The following is a 20,783-nucleotide window of genomic DNA, read 5'->3' on the forward strand; positions in this document are numbered from 1 at the left end:
TTGGCAGGGATCTTAGATTCTGTGCTTTTAAGCAGAGATTACAGGCTGGTTACGTTACCAGCTGCCGGGCCTTTAGCGCCGCTTTCGATGGTGAAGGACACTTTCTGACCTTCGTCCAGAGATTTGTAACCATCGTTCTGGATAGCAGAGAAGTGTACGAACACATCTTTAGAGCCATCGTCAGGAGTGATGAAGCCGAAGCCTTTGTCAGCGTTGAACCATTTTACGATACCAGTCATTTTACCGGACATAGTGTATTACCTTTAATAATTAATTGTGCCTTTCGGCGTTATGGCGTGCTTTACAGATTTTTGAAGCGTTAAAGGAAATGTGCACTACGAGGGGTATCAACGATAACTCTTGAAGGGACTTGCCTTACTACACTGCTTTAATGGTCTGTACGTCAAACCGTTGAGTGCATTAAGCCACGCATTGGGTGGTGATGCAACATTTATTTTTCAAATTTATGATTAATCGTTCAGAAAGCGGCCCTGTCAGCAGGACCGTCATCATCAAAAAAGGGAATAAAAACCTATTCCATCAACTGCTTACTTAATGCCGGGTTGGCTTGAATCAGGCGCATAAGTTTTAGTTCGGCACTGGAAGGCTTCACGCGTCTGGATTCCCATTCCTTTACCATGGCAACAGATACGCCCAAAACCCGGGCGAAATCATCAATTTTTAACCCTGTCCCTTTGCGTAATTGCTCAATTTCGGTACAAGGTGTTGGTCTGTGTGTCAGGGTAATTTTCTGTGTTTCATCTTTAAAAACAATCTGTTCCAGGCTACTCAACAACTCATGCATTGGATCTTTATATTCCATTGAAAACTCCTCAAATCACACTGCGGGATCGTGAATTTCATCGAAGCTTATTAAGAATAGTCGGGAAAACAGGCATAGCGGGGAGAAGTTAGACATGCTTTGAGTGTGATTCGATTCAGCCAGTCAGTCACCGTGACTTATAGTCACCTAACGATCTGATATATGCAGATATATCTCGTACTGGCCGTGATTTGTAAAGATTTCGAAAATCTGGCCTCCCAACGAGAAGGAAAGTCCTGGCAACAAAAACACAATGGCAATATCAATTTTTAACAATGAAACAACAAATTAACCTTACTTCATTTTCTCCATCATTTTCCCAGGAAGATTATACATAAAGGGTATCCTGTAGGCCTGTCCTGGACTATCCTTGTCTGCGTCAGACACGCGTGTGTCGTTGTGCGCTTTTTTTGGGTGAAAGGAGTAAGAAAATGGCGACAGGAAAGTCCTGCTCTCGCTGGTTTGCGCCTCTTGCGGCGTTATTAATGGTAGTTAGCCTGAGTGGGTGTTTTGATAAAGAAGGCGATCAGCGTAAAGCGTTTATCGACTTCCTGCAGAATACTGTGATGCGTAGCGGTGAACGTCTACCAACCCTGACTGCCGATCAGAAAAAACAATTTGGTCCTTTTGTCTCTGATTACGCGATCCTGTATGGCTATTCCCAACAGGTTAATCAGGCGATGGATTCCGGTCTGCGTCCGGTTGTAGACAGCGTTAACGCGATTCGTGTACCGCAGGATTACGTCACGCAAAGTGGTCCACTGCGTGAAATGAACGGTTCTCTGGGCGTACTGGCGCAACAATTGCAAAATGCGAAGTTGCAGGCAGATGCCGCGCACTCTGCGCTAAAACAAGCTGACGATCTGAAACCGGTCTTTGATCAGGCATTCACTAAAGTGGTGACTACTCCGGCCGATGCCTTGCAACCGCTGATTCCAGCGGCACAAACCTTCACGCAACAACTGGTGATGGTTGGAGACTACATTGCTCAGCAAGGTACTCAGGTGAGCTTTGTATCGAACGGCATTCAGTTCCCGACTTCCCAGCAGGCAAGTGAATATAACAAACTGATCGCGCCATTACCGGCACAGCATCAGGCGTTTAATCAGGCCTGGACCGCAGCAGTAACTGCAACCCAATAAACGGTAAAAGCCCGAGAAGTTATCGGGCTTTTATCTACGCAGTCGCGGCTTAGCCCGCGACGTGCGGATTCACACAGTTCTTCTCAACCTTCCCCAGCAACGCATTAATCAAATTATCCACGGCACAGGCAGCCATGCCATAACGCGTCTCATGAGTGGCCGAACCAATATGCGGTACTGCAACGACATTGGTCATTGATAGCAACGGTGAATCTACGGGCAATGGCTCTTGTTCGAAGACATCCAGCCCGGCGGCGTGAATTTCCCCTTTCTGTAATGCGGCAATCAGTGCATTTTCGTCAACTACCGGCCCACGCCCTGCATTAATGAAGATGGCGGAAGATTTCATTTTGGCGAATTGTTCAGCGCCAAACAGGTGATGAGTTTCTTCAGTTAGCGGCAGGATCAGGCAAACGAAATCTGATTCTTGTAACAATGTATCCAGATCACAGTAGCGGGCGTTAAAGCGTTCTTCAGCTTCTTTATGATGGCGACGAGCGTTATAAAGAATTGGCATGTTGAAGCCAAAGTGCGCACGTTGCGCCAGCGCCATTCCGATCCGTCCCATCCCGACAATCCCCAGTGTTTTATGGTGAACATCAGTGCCGTACCAGTCCGGGCCGATATTGGCGGTCCATTCGCCCGCTTTTACGCGCTCCGCGACTTCCACAACCCGACGCGCGGTACACAGCACCAGCGCCATCAGCGTATCGGCTACTGTTTCCGTTAATACGGTTGGCGTATGCATCAGCAGGATTTTCCGGGCATTAAGCGCATCGACATCGAAATTGTCATAGCCGACAGAGATAGTTGAAGTGGCACGCAGTTTCGGCATCTTTTCCAGCAACGTGGCATCAACATTCTCATTTGAACCCAGTAGACCTTCAGCTTCGGCAAAAATCGCCGCGTTTTGTTCGATGGTCTGTGGATTGAGATTTGCCACCTGGTGAACGATGAAATGCTCTTGCAGGCGTTGCAGTAAATCATCAGGTAAGGCTTTGTAGAGGATAACGGACGGCTTCATTCTTCTCTCCATTCACTGATAAGGCGATCACCTTAGCCTGAAAAATGAAGCAGGAAAACCGAAGAATGCCAGGTGATTTCTTCGTCACCTGGCATGACAGTGATTACAGCGGGCTTAACGTAATTTCTACGCGACGGTTTTGGGCTTTGCCTTCTGCGGTGCTGTTGCTGGCGATTGGGTTAGCCGGGCCAAGACCTTGGGTACGAATACGGCTGGCGTCCACGCCCTGGGTGATCAATGCGCTGGCAACGGAATCAGCACGCTGCTGGGACAGACGCATATTCAGGTCGTGACCACCAGTGCTGTCGGTGTAGCCAATCACGTTAACCGCCGTTTTTGGATACTCTTTCAGCACCATTGCAACGCCGGTCAGGGTGTTAGCACCTGCTGGTTTCAGGGTGGCGCTGCTGCTGTCAAAGGTCACGTTGTTCGGCATGTTGAGGATAATGTTATCTCCGCTGCGGGTTACGCTAACACCGGTGCCGCGCATTTTGTCACGCAGTTTCGCTTCCTGCACATCCATGTAATAACCAACACCGCCGCCCAGTGCCGCACCTGCCGCTGCGCCAATCAGCGCACCTTTACCGCGATCTTTCTTCGAAGAAGAGAGAGCGCCAATACCCGCACCAACGAGAGAGCCCAGACCTGCACCGATAGCAGATTTACCTGCTTCGCGTTCGCCGGTGTAAGGGTTAGTTGTACAACCAGATACCGCCAGAGCGCCGCTGACTACGGCAGCAATAAGATAAACACGTTTCTTCATTGTTAATCCTTAATAACCTTTTTATTCTTGGTCACGGGTTTCGTGGCGGGAGATTATGCCGTGTGAACATGAAGATTATTCCTGGGAATACTCGGAAATTTGTAAGTAATATTTAACTGCTCAATACATCTAACCTTTCAGGAGCCTTCGGTTTGGCCATCTCATCCTCACGTTATTCCGTTCTTACTGCCGCCCACTGGGGGCCCATGCTGGTTGAAACCGACGGTGAAACAGTCTTCAGCTCGCGTGGTGCGTTAGCCACAGAAATGGAAAATTCCTTGCAGAGCGCGGTTCGTGACCAGGTTCATAGCAACACGCGAGTGCAATTTCCGATGGTGCGCAAAGGTTTCCTCGCATCGCCAGAAAAACCACAAGGCGTTCGCGGGCAGGATGAATTTGTTCGTGTGAGTTGGGATGAGGCGCTGGATCTCATCCACCATCAGCATAAACGCATTCGTGAGGCTTATGGTCCGGCATCGATTTTTGCCGGTTCCTACGGTTGGCGTTCAAACGGTGTGCTGCATAAAGCGTCAACCTTGTTACAACGCTATATGGCGCTGGCAGGCGGTTATACCGGCCATCTGGGCGATTATTCAACCGGCGCGGCACAGGCGATCATGCCGTATATCGTGGGTGGCAGCGAAGTCTATCAGCAGCAGACTAGCTGGCCGCTGGTGCTGGAAAATAGCGACGTGGTGGTGCTGTGGAGTGCTAACCCATTAAACACGCTGAAAATTGCGTGGAATGCGTCCGATGAGCAGGGACTTTCTTACTTTGCCGCACTGCGTGACAGCGGGAAAAAGCTGATCTGCATTGATCCAATGCGATCGGAAACCGTCGATTTCTTTGGCGATAAAATGGAATGGGTCTCTCCGCATATGGGGACTGATGTGGCGCTGATGCTGGGGATAGCTCACACGCTGGTGGAAAACGGCTGGCACGACGAGGCATTTCTGGCGCGTTGCACCACAGGTTATGACGTCTTCGCCTCTTATTTGTTGGGCGAGAGTGATGGCATTGCAAAAAACGCCGAATGGGCCGCGGAGATTTGCGGTGTTGGCGCAGAGAAAATCCGTGAGCTGGCAGCTATTTTCCACCAAAATACCACTATGCTGATGGCTGGATGGGGAATGCAGCGCCAGCAGTTTGGTGAGCAAAAACACTGGATGATAGTCACGCTGGCGGCAATGTTAGGGCAAATCGGCACGCCCGGTGGCGGTTTTGGTCTTTCTTACCATTTTGCTAATGGCGGCAACCCGACCCGCCGCGCTGCGGTGCTGCCTTCCATGCAGGGCAGTTTGCCGGGTGGCACCGATGCGGTAGATAAAATCCCCGTAGCCCGCATTGTCGAAGCATTAGAAAACCCTGGCGGCGCGTATCAACACAACGGCATGAACCGACATTTCCCGGATATTCGTTTTATCTGGTGGGCGGGCGGCGCTAACTTCACCCATCATCAGGATACTCATCGTCTGATTCGCGCCTGGCAAAAACCGGAGCTGGTGGTGATATCGGAATGTTTCTGGACGGCGGCGGCGAAACATGCCGATATCGTTCTCCCCGCGACCACGTCGTTTGAGCGTAACGATCTCACTATGACCGGCGATTACAGCAATCAACATCTGGTGCCGATGAAGCAAGTGGTGCCACCGCGTGGTGAAGCGCGTAATGATTTTGATGTTTTTGCTGAGTTAAGTGAGCGCTGGGAGAAGGGCGGCTATGCCCGGTTTACGGAAGGGAAGAGTGAGCTGCAATGGCTGGAAACGTTCTATAACGTTGCGCGGCAGCGTGGAGAAAATCAGCAGGTTGAAATACCGCCGTTTGACGAGTTCTGGGAAGCCAATCAGTTAATTGAGATGCCAGAAAATCCAGACAGCGAGCGGTTTATCCGTTTCGCGGATTTTCGCCGCGACCCGCAGGCACACCCATTAAAGACGACCAGTGGTAAGATTGAGATCTTCTCGCAGCGCATTGCGGATTACGGTTATCGGGATTGTCCAGGCCATCCGATGTGGCTGGAACCCGATGAGTGGTGGGGCAACGCCGAAGCAGAGCAGTTGCAGGTACTTTCAGCCCATCCGGCGCATCGCCTGCACAGTCAGTTGAATTACAGTTCACTTCGTGAATTGTATGCGGTGGCAAACCGTGAGCCTGTCACCATTCATCCTGACGATGCAAAGGCACGCGGCATACAAGATGGCGATACTGTTCGGTTGTGGAACTCGCGCGGGCAAATTCTTGCCGGAGCGGTGATTAGTGAAGGCATCAGGCCTGGTGTGATTTGCATTCACGAAGGGGCATGGCCAGATCTGGATTTTACTGCTGGCGGCATTTGTAAAAATGGCGCGGTGAATGTGCTGACCAAAGATTTCCCAAGCTCGCGGCTGGGTAATGGTTGTGCGGGTAACACGGCGCTGGCGTGGCTGGAAAAATACACGGGGCCTGAACTTAAACTTACGGCGTTTGATCCGCCTGCCAATCCATAATCCAGGTAGGGAGTTGGGTTTCCTCCTGCCATGCGCAGTCGACAATTTGAAAACCCTGCGCATGGTAAAAACTTATTGCTGGCTGGTTTTTCTGGTAAACCTCCAGCAATAAATGAGGATGGCGCTGTTGCATATGTTGCATCAAAGCCTTACCGATACCGCGTCTGACAGCCTTCGGTGCGACAAACATTGCTGCCAGAAACCGCCCTTCCATAATGCTGGCAAAACCGAGAAATTCACCGTTTTCTTCCCATACCCAGTTTTGCGCGTTGGCAAGATATGCATCACGCACCAGCGGAATGCAGTCACGCCAGTAACTTTCTTCTATAAAGGGATGTCCCCAGGTTGTACTTTCCAGCCACAGTTCAAGGATTGCGGGCAGTTCCGAACGTTGTGCTTGTCTAATCATGCTTTATTCCCCGGATGGCAACAGCAGCCAACCACATGATCATTCACCAGCCCACATGCCTGCATAAAGGAGTAACAAATCGTTGATCCAACGAATTTAAAACCGCGTTTTTTCAATGCTTTAGAAAGCGCGTCGGAGGCGGGCGTTGATGTGGGGATTTCACTCAACGTTGTGGCTTGTGTCACCTGCGGCTGATGATTTACGAACGACCAGACAAAGTCGGCAAATGGTTCGCCGTTCTGTTCCATTTGCAGGTATGCGCGCGCATTGCCAATAATGGCCTGGATTTTCCCGCGATGGCGGATAATTCCGGCGTCCTGCACCAGCCTTTCAACATCCTCTTCCTGCATTGCAGCGACCTTCACGGGATCGAATTGATGAAAACAGGCGCGATAATTTTCACGTTTTTTGAGGACGGTAATCCAGGACAGCCCAGCTTGTTGCCCTTCAAGGCAGAGCATTTCGAACAGTTTTTTACTGTCAGTTTCAGGCACGCCCCACTCTTCATCGTGGTAGGCAATATAAAGCGGGTCCTGACTCACCCAGCCGCAACGTTCCATACTTTCCCTCTCTATGCACCTGTTCGTAAAAATTTCACCTGCTTTTCTTGACGCACCGGCGAAAAAGTCAATATTTAATACAGGACTAATATGCCTGATATCCTTCATACAATGACAATAATAATGCCGAATTCGGCTCTTCCCTGGAGTCGTGTTAATGATCATAAAAAAATGCGGTGGTCGCTGGCCCCTAAGTCTGCTGGCGAGCGTGGTAATCAGTTCTTTTTTTCTCAACACAGCTTACGCCTGGCAACAAGAATATATCGTTGATACGCAGCCAGGACATACCACAGAGCGTTATACCTGGGATAGTGATCACCAACCTGATTACAACGATATTTTGTCGCAACGTATTCAAAGTAGCCAAAGGGCGCTGGGACTGGAAGTTAATCTGGCGGAAGAAACTCCCGCGGATGTAACCAGCAGCATGAGTATGGGCTGGAACTTCCCTTTATATGAACACGTTACAACAGGCCCGGTCGCCGCATTGCATTACGACGGAACGACCACTTCGATGTATAACGAGTTTGGCGACAGCACTGCAACACTGACCGATCCGTTATGGCATGCCAGCGTCAGTACGTTGGGCTGGCGTGTTGATTCCCGACTTGGCGATTTCCGCCCCTGGGCGCAAATCAGCTACAACCAGCAATTTGGTGAAAATATCTGGAAGGCTCAATCAGGCCTGAGTCGCATGACGGCGACAAATCAGAACGGCAACTGGCTTGATGTGACCGTAGGCGCCGATATGTTGCTTAACCAAAATATTGCCGCTTATGCTGCGTTATCCCAGGCAGAGAACAGCGCCAATAATAGTGATTATTTGTATACTATGGGGGTTAGTGCCAGGTTTTAACTTGTTTTTTACAGTGCGGGATCGGTTATAACAATCATTGTATTGATAGTGGGTGCTAACTGACTTAATAATTATTGTTGTGAATGTTTGTCACGTCATTCATTCCTGAACTGAGGCATTTCATTCCGTTCTGATGGCATTTCATGCCGTTTTCCCCCTGGCATAAAATGCACTTCGTTATGGTTGTCAGCAGAGAATTTTCCTTTTTATTAATGCAGGAATACTGCCATGACACCTTCAAACTATCAGCGTACCCGCTGGCTGACACTCATTGGTACTATCATTACCCAGTTTGCATTGGGTTCGGTTTATACCTGGAGCCTGTTTAACGGCGCGCTTTCCGCCAAGCTGGATGCGCCGATAAGCCAGGTCGCTTTCTCCTTTGGCCTGTTGAGTCTGGGACTGGCTATCTCATCTTCTGTGGCTGGTAAGTTGCAGGAACGTTTTGGCGTAAAACGCGTCACTATGGCGTCCGGCATTTTACTGGGGCTGGGTTTCTTCCTTACCGCGCATTCCAACAGTCTGATGATGCTGTGGTTGAGCGCTGGTGTGCTGGTCGGTCTGGCAGATGGCGCGGGTTACCTGCTGACGCTCTCTAACTGCGTGAAGTGGTTCCCGGAGCGTAAAGGTTTGATCTCCGCGTTCGCCATTGGTTCCTATGGTTTGGGTAGCCTGGGATTCAAATTTATCGACTCGCATCTGCTGGAGACGGTCGGTCTGGAAAAAACCTTTCTGATTTGGGGCGCGATTGTGCTGGTGATGATTGTCTTTGGCGCAACCTTAATGAAAGACGCGCCGAAGCAGGAAGTCAAAACCCATAATGGCGTGGTGGAAAATGATTTCACTCTGGCAGAGTCGATGCGTAAACCGCAATACTGGATGCTGGCGGTGATGTTCCTGACTGCCTGTATGAGCGGTTTGTATGTCATTGGTGTGGCGAAAGATATCGCCCAGAGCCTGGCGCATCTTGATGCAGTATCAGCAGCTAACGCAGTGACGGTTATTTCTATTGCTAACCTTTCTGGTCGCCTGGTGCTGGGCATTCTGTCTGACAAAATTGCCCGTATTCGTGTCATCACCATTGGTCAGGTGATTTCGCTGGTGGGTATGGCAGCGCTGTTGTTTGCTCCACTCAATGCGCTGACATTCTTTGCGGCGATTGCCTGTGTGGCCTTTAACTTCGGTGGCACCATTACCGTCTTCCCGTCACTGGTTAGTGAGTTCTTCGGGCTTAATAACCTAGCGAAAAACTACGGTGTGATTTACCTCGGGTTTGGTATCGGTAGTATTTGCGGCTCGATTATCGCCTCACTGTTTGGCGGCTTCTATGTAACCTTCTACGTCATTTTCGCCTTGCTGATTCTTTCGCTGGCGCTTTCAACGACCATTCGCCAGCCTGAATTCAGAACGTTTCGTGAGGTACATGGTTAAGTGTAACGACGGGTTTCAGACTCGTCCTGAGATAGCGTGGCGTATTTTTTCATTGTGTATGAATCAAATGTATCGGCACAATTCAGGATGAGTCATTGATAAAATCGAGGGCCAGCTAGCTGGTCCTTTTAAACGTTCAATTTACAAAAAGTATCCTTTCATACTTGTATTTTTGTAAATTTGTGCTTCATGTACACTCTTTCCCCACACTTTTTCCTTTTGCTGTGGTTTACTTGTCTGCGTGTGCAGATTTTCTTTATCTGACAACCTCCGCACTTTTCCCCTGCCTGGCCTGAAAAGCTATTATGCAGGGTGTTATCACCTGTTTTTCCAGGGTTTGTTTGCATGAGATATATCAAAACGATAACGCAGCAAAAGCTAAGCTTTTTGCTCGCTGTCTATATCGGTCTGTTTATGAATTGCGCAGTCTATTTCCGTCGGTTCGATGGTTATGCGCACAATTTTACTTTTCTTAATGGTGTATCGGCGGTTATCGAACTGGCCGGTACTGTCCTGGCTACCTTCTTCTTTTTACGCTTAATTTCACTCTTCGGCAGAACAGTCTGGAAAGTGTTGGCCTCGTTGCTGGTGCTGGTCTCTGCCGGAGCCAGCTACTACATGACATTTATGAACGTCATGATTGGCTATGGGATTGTCGCTTCGGTGATGACTACCGATATCGATTTGTCGAAAGAAGTAGTTGGCTGGTCGCTTATCGCATGGATTGTACTGGTGAGTATTATCCCGTTGATACTTATCTGGATGAACCGCTCACAAGACACCTTCTGGCGTCAGCTTTGTACACCGAAAACACGTTGGCGTAGTGCGCTCACCGTGCTGCTGGCGGGTCTACTGGTATGGGGACCTATCCGTCTGATGGACGTCGCTCAAAAGCGTGCAGACCGCATGGCTGGGGTGGATATGCCAAGTTATGGTGGGGTGCTGGCGAACTCGTATTTACCTTCGAACTGGCTTTCTGCGTTGGGGCTGTACGCCTGGGCACAGGTGGATGAATCTTCAGATAATCGTTCGTTGATGAATCCGGCGAAAAAATTCACTTATACCCCGACGCAAAATCTCGACGACACCTATGTAATTTTTATTATTGGTGAAACCACGCGTTGGGATCATATGGGGATGCTGGGCTACGAGCGTGATACCACGCCGAAGCTGGCAAAAGAGAAAAATCTGGTGATGTACCGTGGTTATTCTTGTGATACCGCGACTAAATTATCACTACGCTGTATGTTTGTCCGCGAAGGCGGAACGGAAGATAACCCACAACGTACGCTCAAAGAGCAGAACGTATTCGCAGTTCTCAAGCAGTTAGGCTTTAGCTCGGATTTGTACGCCATGCAGAGCGAGATGTGGTTCTACAGCAATACCATGGCTGACAACATTGCCTATCGTGAGCAAATTGCGGCTGAGCCACGTAACCGCGGGAAAGCGGTGGACGATATGTTGCTGGTCAATGAAATCGAGCGTTCTCTGGAGAAAAAGCCAGAAGGCAAGCATCTGATTGTGCTGCATACCAAAGGGTCGCACTACAACTATACTCAGCGTTATCCCCGTCAGTTTGCCCAGTGGAAACCAGAGTGCTATGCAGTTGATCGTAAATGTCCACGAGCACCGATGATTAACTCATACGATAACTCTATAACCTACGTTGATTATTTTATCGACACAGTGATTGACAAATTCCGCGATAAGAAAGCTATTATTTTCTACGCGGCGGATCACGGTGAGTCGATTAACGAGCGCGAACACTTGCATGGTACACCACGCGAATATGCACCGCCGGAACAGTTCCGTGTACCGATGATGGTCTGGATGTCGGATAAATATCTGGAAAATCCGGCCAACGCGCAGGCGTTTGCACAGTTGAAAAAAGAAGCGGAAATGAAAGTACCGCGCCGCCATGTAGAGCTGTACGATACCATCATGGGCTGCCTTGGTTATACTTCACCGGACGGTGGCATTAACGAAAACAACAACTGGTGTCATATCCCGCAGGCGAAGGACGTTGCGGCCAACTAAATGGTCTGCCGACTTTCTCACCGATCAAAAGGCATTTTGCTATTAAGGGATTGACGAGGGCGTATCTGCGCAGTAAGATGCGCCCCGCATTCGGTGATTGGCGCAGCCTGGTAGCGCACTTCGTTCGGGACGAAGGGGTCGGAGGTTCGAATCCTCTATCACCGACCAAATTCGAAAAGCCTGCTCAACGAGCAGGCTTTTTTGCATTTGTGCCCGCTCGAACTCAGGCCAGATAAGCCGCGCCAGCGTCGCATCAGGCAAATGTGTCAGCCCATTGTCGGATGCGGCGTAAACGCTTTATCCAATCTACACACCACGCATTTCACTGCCAAATTTGCGCCCCATATCTCACTATCCATTAACGGATTTGTGACATATTCCATTGTCTTTTTTTATATTTGCTTAAATCTTTTCTTGCGTTACTTATGGCTGGCGCTGGCATTTTCCGCTGTGCGCTTTAACGTTCGCGGTATTAATCGCTCAGATAACCACCATTCCATCAGATTTTTTTCATTATCTGCCTAAAATTTAATCACCAGTTGTTGCGAAATATTAAGGTGATTGTTCTGGTTATGTTGGCATAGCACAAATTTCTCTGCTGCAAATAGCCTTGCGAAGTTTTTTTAATCTTTGTTTGTGGAATCTCACCGTTGTTGTAAATCCCGGTTGGCTGTATTGACGTTTTCACATTCTGTTGACAGATTGTAGGTCATGAGGGGTATTTTATGGAGGATCCGCACTGTTACACTGATGTAAATAAGTACGGCATCCCCACCTCTTTACGTTGACCCGACCGGGCAAAAAACAAAAAAGGTCAGGCAGCGACAACCCACTGCAAAGGGTTAAAACAACAAACATCACAATTGGAGCAGAATAATGCGTATTTCCTTGAAAAAGTCAGGGATGCTGAAGCTTGGTCTCAGCCTGGTGGCTATGACCGTTGCAGCAAGTGTTCAGGCTAAAACTCTGGTTTATTGTTCAGAAGGTTCTCCGGAAGGGTTTAACCCGCAACTGTTTACCTCTGGCACCACCTATGACGCCTCTTCTGTACCGCTTTATAACCGCCTGGTTGAATTTAAAATCGGCACCACCGAAGTGATCCCCGCCCTCGCTGAAAAGTGGGAAGTCAGCGACGACGGTAAAATCTATACTTTCCATCTGCGTAAAGGTGTGAAGTGGCACGACAACAAAGAATTTAAACCGACGCGTGAACTGAACGCCGATGACGTGGTGTTCTCGTTCGATCGTCAGAAAAATGCGCAAAACCCGTACCATAAAGTTTCTGGCGGCAGCTACGAATACTTCGAAGGCATGGGCTTGCCGGAGCTGATCAGCGAAGTGAAAAAGGTGGATGACAACACCGTTCAGTTCGTGCTGACTCGCCCGGAAGCGCCGTTCCTGGCTGACCTGGCAATGGACTTCGCCTCTATTCTGTCAAAAGAATATGCTGACGCGATGATGAAAGCCGGTACGCCGGAAAAACTGGACCTCAACCCAATCGGCACCGGCCCGTTCCAGTTACAGCAGTATCAAAAAGATTCCCGTATTCGTTACAAAGCGTTTGATGGCTACTGGGGCACCAAACCGCAGATCGACACGCTGGTCTTCTCTATTACCCCTGACGCTTCCGTGCGTTACGCTAAGTTGCAGAAGAACGAATGCCAGGTGATGCCGTACCCGAACCCGGCAGATATCGCCCGCATGAAGCAGGATAAATCCATCAACCTGATGGAGATGCCGGGGCTGAACGTTGGCTACCTCTCGTATAACGTGCAGAAAAAACCACTGGATGACGTGAAGGTTCGCCAGGCATTGACCTACGCGGTGAACAAAGACGCGATCATCAAAGCGGTTTATCAGGGCGCTGGCGTGGCAGCAAAAAACCTGATCCCACCAACTATGTGGGGCTATAACGACGACGTTCAGGACTACACCTACGATCCAGAAAAGGCGAAAGCTTTGCTGAAAGAAGCGGGTCTGGAAAAAGGCTTCTCCATCGATCTGTGGGCAATGCCAGTACAACGTCCGTATAACCCGAATGCTCGTCGCATGGCAGAGATGATTCAGGCTGACTGGGCGAAAGTGGGCGTACAGGCCAAAATCGTCACTTACGAATGGGGTGAGTACCTCAAGCGTGCAAAAGATGGCGAGCACCAGACAGTAATGATGGGCTGGACTGGCGACAATGGGGACCCGGATAACTTCTTCGCCACCCTGTTTAGCTGCGCTGCTTCTGAACAAGGCTCTAACTACTCAAAATGGTGCTACAAACCGTTTGAAGATCTGATTCAACCGGCGCGTGCTACCGACGACCACAACAAACGTGTTGAACTGTATAAACAAGCGCAGGTGGTCATGCACGATCAGGCTCCGGCACTGATCATCGCTCACTCCACCGTGTTTGAACCGGTACGTAAAGAAGTTAAAGGCTATGTGGTTGATCCATTAGGCAAACATCACTTCGAAAACGTCTCTATTGAATAATTAAAAGCCATACGAGACTGATGACAAACGCAAAACTGCCTGATGCGCTCCGCTCATCAGGCCTACGAGAATTTTGCAATGCATTGAGTTTGCAAGATTTTGTAGGCCGGATAAGGCGTTAACGGCGCATCCGGCATGAACAAAGCGCACTTTGTCAACAATCTGTATACCCGGTGGCGCTGGCCTCTGCGCACAGCGCCATCCGGTAGCAATACTTCATTCCCTGTCCGATAAGGACAGGAATTGATTGGTGAGCAATGCAGACACGCAGTTCCAGGCTGTGCGTCACTACAGAGAATCCGGGTTATGTTGCAGTTTATTCTCCGACGTTTGGGACTCGTCATCCCCACGTTTATCGGTATTACCCTTCTCACTTTTGCCTTTGTCCACATGATCCCCGGCGATCCGGTGATGATCATGGCTGGCGAACGTGGGATCTCCCCAGAACGTCATGCGCAACTGCTGGCTGAACTCGGCTTAGATAAACCGATGTGGCAGCAGTACCTCCACTACATTTGGGGCGTTATGCATGGCGATTTAGGCATTTCGATGAAAAGCCGCATCCCGGTGTGGGAAGAGTTCGTGCCGCGCTTCCAGGCCACGCTGGAACTTGGCGTCTGCGCGATGATTTTTGCGACCGCGGTCGGCATTCCGGTTGGTGTGCTGGCGGCAGTTAAACGGGGTTCCATTTTCGATCACACGGCGGTTGGTCTGGCGCTGACCGGCTATTCAATGCCGATCTTCTGGTGGGGCATGATGCTGATCATGCTGGTTTCAGTGCACTGGAACCTGACGCCGGTCTCCGGTCGCGTGAGCGACATGGTGTTCCTCGATGACGCTAATCCATTAACCGGTTTTATGTTGATCGACACCGCCATCTGGGGTGAAGACGGTAACTTTATCGACGCCGTCGCACATATGATCTTACCTGCGATGGTGCTGGGTACGATTCCGCTGGCGGTTATCGTTCGTATGACGCGCTCCTCGATGCTGGAAGTGCTGGGCGAAGACTATATCCGCACCGCTCGCGCCAAAGGCCTGACCCGCCTTAGGGTGATTATCGTCCATGCGCTGCGCAACGCCATGCTGCCGGTGGTGACCGTGATCGGCCTGCAGGTGGGCACGCTGCTGGCGGGGGCGATTCTGACCGAAACCATTTTCTCCTGGCCGGGTCTGGGGCGCTGGTTGATTGACGCGCTGCAACGCCGCGATTATCCGGTAGTGCAGGGGGGCGTATTGCTGGTGGCGACGATGATTATCCTCGTCAATCTGCTGGTCGATCTGCTGTACGGCGTGGTGAACCCGCGTATTCGTCATAAGAAGTAAGGGAACATCATGTCACAGGTTACTGAAAATAAAGTGATTACTGCACCGGTGCCGATGACCCCGTTACAGGAGTTCTGGCACTATTTTAAACGCAACAAAGGCGCAGTCGTCGGGCTTGTTTACGTGGTCATCGTGCTGTTTATCGCGATTTTTGCCAACTGGATTGCGCCGTATAACCCGGCGGAGCAGTTCCGCGATGCGCTGCTCGCCCCGCCAGCCTGGCAGGAAGGCGGCAGCATGGCGCATTTGCTCGGCACCGATGACGTCGGTCGCGATGTGATGTCGCGCCTGATGTATGGTGCCCGGCTGTCACTGCTGGTCGGTTGTCTGGTGGTGGTATTATCGCTGATTATGGGCGTTATTCTCGGCTTGATCGCTGGTTACTTTGGCGGTCTGGTCGATAACATCATCATGCGCGTGGTCGATATCATGCTGGCGCTGCCAAGCCTGCTGCTGGCGCTGGTGCTGGTGGCTATCTTCGGCCCATCTATCGGCAACGCCGCGCTGGCATTAACCTTTGTCGCCCTGCCGCATTACGTCCGTTTGACGCGCGCTGCCGTGCTGGTGGAAGTGAACCGCGACTATGTGACGGCTTCCCGCGTGGCGGGGGCTGGGGCGCTGCGCCAGATGTTCGTCAATATTCTCCCTAACTGCCTTGCACCACTGATTGTTCAGGCGTCGCTCGGCTTCTCTAACGCCATTCTCGATATGGCTGCCCTCGGCTTCCTTGGCATGGGCGCGCAACCGCCAACGCCGGAATGGGGCACCATGCTCTCCGATGTATTGCAGTTCGCGCAAAGTGCCTGGTGGGTCGTGACCTTCCCGGGTCTGGCGATCCTGCTGACGGTGCTGGCATTTAACCTGATGGGTGACGGTCTGCGTGACGCGCTCGATCCCAAACTGAAGCAGTAAGAGGTTCGAGATGGCGTTATTAAATATAGATAAATTATCGGTGCATTTCGGTGATGAAAGCGCACCATTCCGCGCCGTAGACCGCATCAGCTACAGCGTGAAACAGGGCGAAGTGGTTGGCATTGTTGGCGAGTCTGGTTCTGGCAAATCGGTTAGTTCGCTGGCGATTATGGGGCTGATTGATTATCCCGGTCGCGTGATGGCAGAAAAGCTGGAATTTAACGGTCAGGATTTGCAGCGTATTTCGGAAAAAGAGCGCCGCAACCTGGTCGGTGCCGAAGTCGCGATGATCTTCCAGGACCCGATGACCAGTCTCAACCCGTGTTACACCGTTGGTTTCCAGATTATGGAAGCGATTAAGGTGCATCAGGGGGGTAACAAAAGCACCCGCCGTCAGCGAGCGATTGACCTGTTGAATCTGGTCGGCATCCCCGATCCGGCATCGCGTCTGGACGTGTACCCGCATCAACTTTCCGGCGGGATGAGCCAGCGTGTAATGATCGCGATGGCAATTGCCTGTCGGCCAAAACTGCTGATTGCCGATGAACCGACCACCGCGCTGGACGTGACCATTCAGGCGCAAATCATCGAACTGCTGCTGGAGTTACAGCAGAAAGAGAACATGGCGCTGGTATTGATTACGCATGACCTGGCGCTGGTGGCGGAAGCGGCGCATAAAATCATCGTGATGTATGCCGGTCAGGTGGTGGAAACGGGTGATGCCCACGCTATCTTCCGTGCGCCACGTCATCCATATACCCAGGCATTGTTGCGTGCGTTGCCGGAATTTGCCCAGGACAAAGAACGTCTGGCGTCGTTACCTGGTGTGGTTCCCGGAAAATACGACCGCCCGAACGGCTGCCTGCTTAATCCGCGCTGCCCCTATGCCACTGACAAATGCCGCGCTGAAGAACCGGCGCTGAATATGCTCGCTGACGGGCGTCAGTCCAAATGCCATTACCCACTTGATGATGCCGGGAGGCCCACACTATGAGTACGCAAGAGGCCACCTCGCAACAGCCATTGTTGCAGGCTATCGACCTGAAAAAGCATTATCCGGTGAAGAAAGGTATGTTCGCGCCGGAACGTCTGGTGAAGGCGCTGGACGGCGTTTCGTTTACCCTTGAACGCGGCAAAACGCTGGCGGTGGTGGGAGAATCTGGCTGCGGTAAATCGACCCTCGGTCGGTTGCTGACGATGATCGAAACGCCGACCGGCGGCGAACTGTATTACCAGGGGCAGGATCTGCTCAAGCACGATCCGCAGGCGCAGAAACTGCGTCGGCAGAAAATCCAGATCGTCTTCCAGAACCCCTACGGTTCGCTGAATCCACGTAAAAAAGTCGGGCAAATTCTCGAAGAGCCGCTGCTGATTAACACCAACTTAAGCAAAGAACAGCGTCGGGAAAAAGCCCTGTCGATGATGGCGAAAGTCGGCCTGAAAACCGAGCATTACGACCGCTATCCGCATATGTTCTCCGGCGGACAGCGTCAGCGCATCGCCATCGCCCGTGGGTTGATGCTTGACCCGGACGTGGTGATTGCCGACGAACCGGTTTCCGCGCTGGACGTCTCGGTGCGTGCGCAGGTGCTCAACCTGATGATGGACCTACAGCAAGAGCTGGGGCTTTCTTATGTCTTTATCTCGCACGACCTGTCGGTGGTGGAGCACATTGCCGATGAAGTGATGGTGATGTACCTGGGGCGCTGCGTGGAGAAGGGAACGAAGGAGCAAATCTTCAATAACCCGCGTCATCCGTACACTCAGGCGCTGCTCTCTGCGACGCCGCGCCTGAACCCGGACGATCGTCGCGAACGCATCAAGCTCACCGGTGAACTGCCAAGCCCACTGAATCCACCGCCGGGTTGCGCCTTCAACGCTCGCTGTCGTAGACGTTTCGGCCTCTGCACACAGTTGCAGCCGCAGCTAAAAGACTATGGCGGTCAACTGGTGGCCTGCTTTGCTGTTGATCAGGATGAAAATCCGCAGAAGCCAGTTGTATAACCCACCCGATGAGACCGGTTTTCATGCCGGTCTCATATCAAAAATAATCTTTTAGTGTTTTACATATCGAATACATGTCTTTTTTGACCCTTTTTGTGACTCAGGAGCATATCCAGGCTGTACTGCAATGCTATCGACATCGTCTGGGGCTGCTGTGAGCAGCCCCGTTGCTTTTACTCAATCAACTTCAACAGTGGCGACAAGCACAGCAAAATACCGTACAGCAGAATCAGCCAGGTTTTAAACCCGCGAAGTTTTTCCAGTTGTGCGACTTTATAGATCAGGAAAAACGGAATGAGGCACGACACAATGCCATATAACGGACTTCCTAACTGAAAGAACACCAGCACCGATACCCGAAATGAAACCCAAATGGTCAACGTAATGACGATAAAAGCGCAAATTGCCAGTGTCAGCATGCGTGAGTTAATTTTCTGGGTATCAATAATTCGGCTTAACAGATTGATAATAATGCCTTTAATGGCCTCGTGGAATCCAAGGTAAATGCCAAAGAAAGCGGTAAGTACAGCAAAGATATTCAACACCGTAGAGGTGATATGGATGATATGCCCGGGGATCACCTGAGCGGCCAACGCCAGTGCTGAGATATTTTGCTCAAACGCGGAAACCGCCTCTTCATGGCTAATCGAAAAGGTAAACGAAAAGGCAAAAAACAGAATTACTGCGATGAGCGTGATATAGCTAATCCGGTGAGTACGCAGTGCGAGTCGTGTTGCCAGTATTTTATTTGCTTCCCGTTTACGGTAGGCAATATTCATCGGGTTAAGCACCTGAATAAATACCGCAGAAAAGAAGCAAAAAGGAATCGTGAGCAGGACATCGCGGAAGAAGACAGAAGCCTCCGGAAAAGCGGTTATATTAGCGAAATTCCAGTGGGGGATCATTGCAAAACCGAACACCACAATAATGCCCACTTTGACCACTACCATTGGCCCGGAAATCTTAAACAACAACCGTTCTCCACCGGAAGCGATAGCGACCAGTATGGCGAAAATAGCCACTTTATAGACTAAAGATTGTGAAAGATCGGTATCAGTCAACCCGAAGGTTTTCAGATATGAAGCACTGTCGAAAACCACAGATAAGGAATAGATAAAAATTCCGTGGATAATCATCAAAAAGTAAATGACGCCGAGGAATATTCCCCAGTTCTTCCCCAGGTAATGACTGATAATATCGGTGTAGTCATTACAGGAGTCACTTTCAGAAAGTGTTTTTAAATAAATATCCTGTACTACCCAGGTTGCCGGATAAGCAATAATGGCTGCGGTGATAAATACCCAAATTCCCTTCAGCCCAATTTGTACTGGCATCAGCACCGTTCCGGCACCAATTGCCATTCCTATGCATAATAAAACCCAGCCGAAGTCGTATCGCGTAAATGGCAATTTCTGATCGCGTAGTTGTAATGTGTTGTCCTGCATAAAGTCCTGTCCAGAAAGAAGTCAGCCCCGCAAAGATGGTTATCCCCCGTTTCTCTTGCGCAACAGGCGGAGAAGTCGAATACGCAGTGTGCTAAGAATGAGGCAACAGATTCACCGGGGAGAATCGCGAGGAGGCGCAATTCTACAAAATTGCGCATTTCACTACCAGCCTGGTGTCAGATCGCGGGTAATGCGGACAGTGAAAATTCTGCAAACATGAAAATAAGCTGGAATGCATCGCGCAAAGTGAAAAACAGGCAGATGCCAGGGGCAGAAAGCGTCAGTAGAATCAGCGGCAAGCCGGAGGGTTCCGGTGAGGCGCAATGTTGCGGGGCTTTATCCCTGGTGGCATTGGTTGCTGGAAAGAGAAAACCCCCGCACGTTGCAGATATATACCTGACAACATCACGGGGGCCATTCTTGAACCCAAACAACTCAAGAATAGCCGCGAAACGTTGTCATTACAACACAGGCGGCTATATGACGCTCGCGCAGTTAGGCATGGCCTTCTGGCACGATTTAGCGGCTCCGGTCATTGCTGGCATTCTCGCCAGCCTGATCGTGAGCTGGTTGAATAAGCGGAAGTAACGTGCCATGCGGGCGTCGGCTGCCGTAATGGCAATTTGCGCCCGGACCAGGCCGCAGGGATAAAACTCTGCGGCCTTTTTCGTGAAAAAAATGCAACGGCTGCAAGCCGATAATATTCTGCGGAATGCGCAGCACAGAGTGAAAAATTGAGATATTTCAGGACAGATACGCTGCCGTAGAATCAGCGGCAAGCCGGAGGGTTCCGGTGAGGCGCAATGTTGCGGGGCTTTATCCCTGGTGGCATTGGTTGCTGGAAAGAGAAAACCCCCGCACGTTGCAGATATATACCTGACAACATCACGGGGGCCATTCTTGAACCCAAACAACTCAAGAATAGCCGCGAAACGTTGTCATTACAACACAGGCGGCTATATGACGCTCGCGCAGTTAGGCATGGCCTTCTGGCACGATTTAGCGGCTCCGGTCATTGCTGGCATTCTCGCCAGCCTGATCGTGAGCTGGCTGAATAAGCGGAAGTAACATGCCATGCGGG

General features: G+C 50.7%; 19 protein-coding genes and 1 tRNA gene. 13 read left to right on the forward strand and 7 right to left on the reverse strand.

What is annotated here, in order from left to right; all coding sequences use genetic code 11:
- Positions 1-38: 38 nt before the first annotated feature.
- A complete protein-coding gene (gene cspA, locus A1WG_RS12245) occupies positions 39-251 on the reverse strand; it encodes a transcription antiterminator/RNA stability regulator CspE (protein ID WP_000014594.1) in 213 nt (70 codons plus the stop codon).
- Positions 252-532: 281 nt separating this feature from the next.
- On the reverse strand, positions 533-823 hold the full coding sequence (locus A1WG_RS12240; protein ID WP_001517320.1) for an HTH-type transcriptional regulator: 291 nt from the start codon (positions 821-823) through the stop codon (positions 533-535).
- Positions 824-1,254: 431 nt separating this feature from the next.
- On the opposite strand from A1WG_RS12240, the gene A1WG_RS12235 reads away from it, so the two are divergent.
- Positions 1,255-1,965: a DUF3053 domain-containing protein gene (locus tag A1WG_RS12235; RefSeq protein WP_000190515.1), complete on the forward strand. Its 711-nt coding sequence runs from the start codon at positions 1,255-1,257 to the stop codon at positions 1,963-1,965.
- 49 nt (positions 1,966-2,014) lie between these two features.
- Here A1WG_RS12235 and ghrB read toward each other — a convergent pair whose 3' ends face one another.
- Positions 2,015-2,989: a glyoxylate/hydroxypyruvate reductase GhrB gene (gene ghrB / locus A1WG_RS12230; protein WP_001517319.1), complete on the reverse strand. Its 975-nt coding sequence runs from the start codon at positions 2,987-2,989 to the stop codon at positions 2,015-2,017.
- Positions 2,990-3,092: 103 nt separating this feature from the next.
- The gene (locus tag A1WG_RS12225) at positions 3,093-3,752 is read right to left on the reverse strand and encodes an OmpA family lipoprotein (RefSeq protein ID WP_000747625.1); all 660 of its coding nucleotides are present in this window, start codon (positions 3,750-3,752) and stop codon (positions 3,093-3,095) included.
- Positions 3,753-3,904: 152 nt separating this feature from the next.
- On the opposite strand from A1WG_RS12225, the gene bisC reads away from it, so the two are divergent.
- Positions 3,905-6,238: a biotin sulfoxide reductase gene (gene bisC, locus A1WG_RS12220; RefSeq protein WP_001517318.1), complete on the forward strand. Its 2,334-nt coding sequence runs from the start codon at positions 3,905-3,907 to the stop codon at positions 6,236-6,238.
- Here bisC and A1WG_RS12215 read toward each other — a convergent pair.
- On the reverse strand, positions 6,207-6,647 hold the full coding sequence (locus A1WG_RS12215; protein ID WP_001517317.1) for an N-acetyltransferase: 441 nt from the start codon (positions 6,645-6,647) through the stop codon (positions 6,207-6,209). The genes bisC and A1WG_RS12215 overlap by 32 nt on opposite strands.
- Entirely contained in the window at positions 6,644-7,207 is a 564-nt protein-coding gene (tag, locus tag A1WG_RS12210) for a DNA-3-methyladenine glycosylase I (protein ID WP_001517316.1), read from the reverse strand. The genes A1WG_RS12215 and tag overlap by 4 nt, the downstream gene beginning before the upstream one ends.
- A gap of 157 nt (positions 7,208-7,364) precedes the next feature.
- On the opposite strand from tag, the gene A1WG_RS12205 reads away from it, so the two are divergent.
- The 9 genes from A1WG_RS12205 to dppF all read left to right on the forward strand — a co-directional run bounded on the left by A1WG_RS12205 (position 7,365) and on the right by dppF (position 18,257).
- Positions 7,365-8,063, forward strand: coding sequence for an autotransporter outer membrane beta-barrel domain-containing protein (locus tag A1WG_RS12205; protein WP_001517315.1), 699 nt, complete (start codon positions 7,365-7,367; stop codon positions 8,061-8,063).
- Positions 8,064-8,291: 228 nt separating this feature from the next.
- Positions 8,292-9,494: an L-lactate MFS transporter gene (locus A1WG_RS12200; protein WP_001517314.1), complete on the forward strand. Its 1,203-nt coding sequence runs from the start codon at positions 8,292-8,294 to the stop codon at positions 9,492-9,494.
- A gap of 345 nt (positions 9,495-9,839) precedes the next feature.
- Complete coding sequence (gene eptB / locus A1WG_RS12195; RefSeq protein ID WP_001517313.1) at positions 9,840-11,531, forward strand: kdo(2)-lipid A phosphoethanolamine 7''-transferase; 1,692 nt, start codon at positions 9,840-9,842, stop codon at positions 11,529-11,531.
- Between the two features lie 91 nt (positions 11,532-11,622).
- Positions 11,623-11,699: transfer RNA gene (locus A1WG_RS12190), tRNA-Pro, on the forward strand.
- Positions 11,700-12,407: 708 nt separating this feature from the next.
- Positions 12,408-14,015 carry a dipeptide ABC transporter substrate-binding protein DppA gene (dppA, locus tag A1WG_RS12185; RefSeq protein ID WP_001517312.1) on the forward strand — a complete coding sequence of 536 codons (1,608 nt, stop codon included), beginning with the start codon at positions 12,408-12,410 and terminating at the stop codon, positions 14,013-14,015.
- Positions 14,016-14,321: 306 nt separating this feature from the next.
- Complete coding sequence (dppB, locus tag A1WG_RS12180; protein WP_000938852.1) at positions 14,322-15,341, forward strand: dipeptide ABC transporter permease DppB; 1,020 nt, start codon at positions 14,322-14,324, stop codon at positions 15,339-15,341.
- Positions 15,342-15,350: 9 nt separating this feature from the next.
- The gene (gene dppC, locus A1WG_RS12175; RefSeq protein WP_000084684.1) at positions 15,351-16,253 is read left to right on the forward strand and encodes a dipeptide ABC transporter permease DppC; all 903 of its coding nucleotides are present in this window, start codon (positions 15,351-15,353) and stop codon (positions 16,251-16,253) included.
- A gap of 10 nt (positions 16,254-16,263) precedes the next feature.
- Positions 16,264-17,247 (forward strand): dipeptide ABC transporter ATP-binding protein, encoded by a 984-nt coding sequence (gene dppD, locus A1WG_RS12170; protein ID WP_001196443.1) that lies wholly within the window; start codon positions 16,264-16,266, stop codon positions 17,245-17,247.
- A complete protein-coding gene (gene dppF, locus A1WG_RS12165; RefSeq protein ID WP_000107039.1) occupies positions 17,244-18,257 on the forward strand; it encodes a dipeptide ABC transporter ATP-binding subunit DppF in 1,014 nt (337 codons plus the stop codon). The genes dppD and dppF overlap by 4 nt, the downstream gene beginning before the upstream one ends.
- A gap of 173 nt (positions 18,258-18,430) precedes the next feature.
- Here dppF and A1WG_RS12160 read toward each other — a convergent pair whose 3' ends face one another.
- A complete protein-coding gene (locus A1WG_RS12160) occupies positions 18,431-19,702 on the reverse strand; it encodes an SLC5/6 family protein (RefSeq protein WP_001153786.1) in 1,272 nt (423 codons plus the stop codon).
- 480 nt (positions 19,703-20,182) lie between these two features.
- Between A1WG_RS12160 and A1WG_RS22665 the strand changes: the two genes are divergently transcribed.
- Both A1WG_RS22665 and A1WG_RS23215 read left to right on the forward strand, forming a co-directional pair.
- Entirely contained in the window at positions 20,183-20,290 is a 108-nt protein-coding gene (locus A1WG_RS22665) for a type I toxin-antitoxin system toxin Ldr family protein (RefSeq protein WP_000170974.1), read from the forward strand.
- Between the two features lie 372 nt (positions 20,291-20,662).
- Entirely contained in the window at positions 20,663-20,770 is a 108-nt protein-coding gene (locus tag A1WG_RS23215) for a type I toxin-antitoxin system toxin Ldr family protein (RefSeq protein ID WP_000170974.1), read from the forward strand.
- Positions 20,771-20,783 lie beyond the last annotated feature (13 nt).

Source organism: Escherichia sp. KTE96, from assembly GCF_000408525.1.
In the GTDB taxonomy this organism is placed as follows: Bacteria; Pseudomonadota; Gammaproteobacteria; order Enterobacterales; family Enterobacteriaceae; genus Escherichia; species Escherichia marmotae.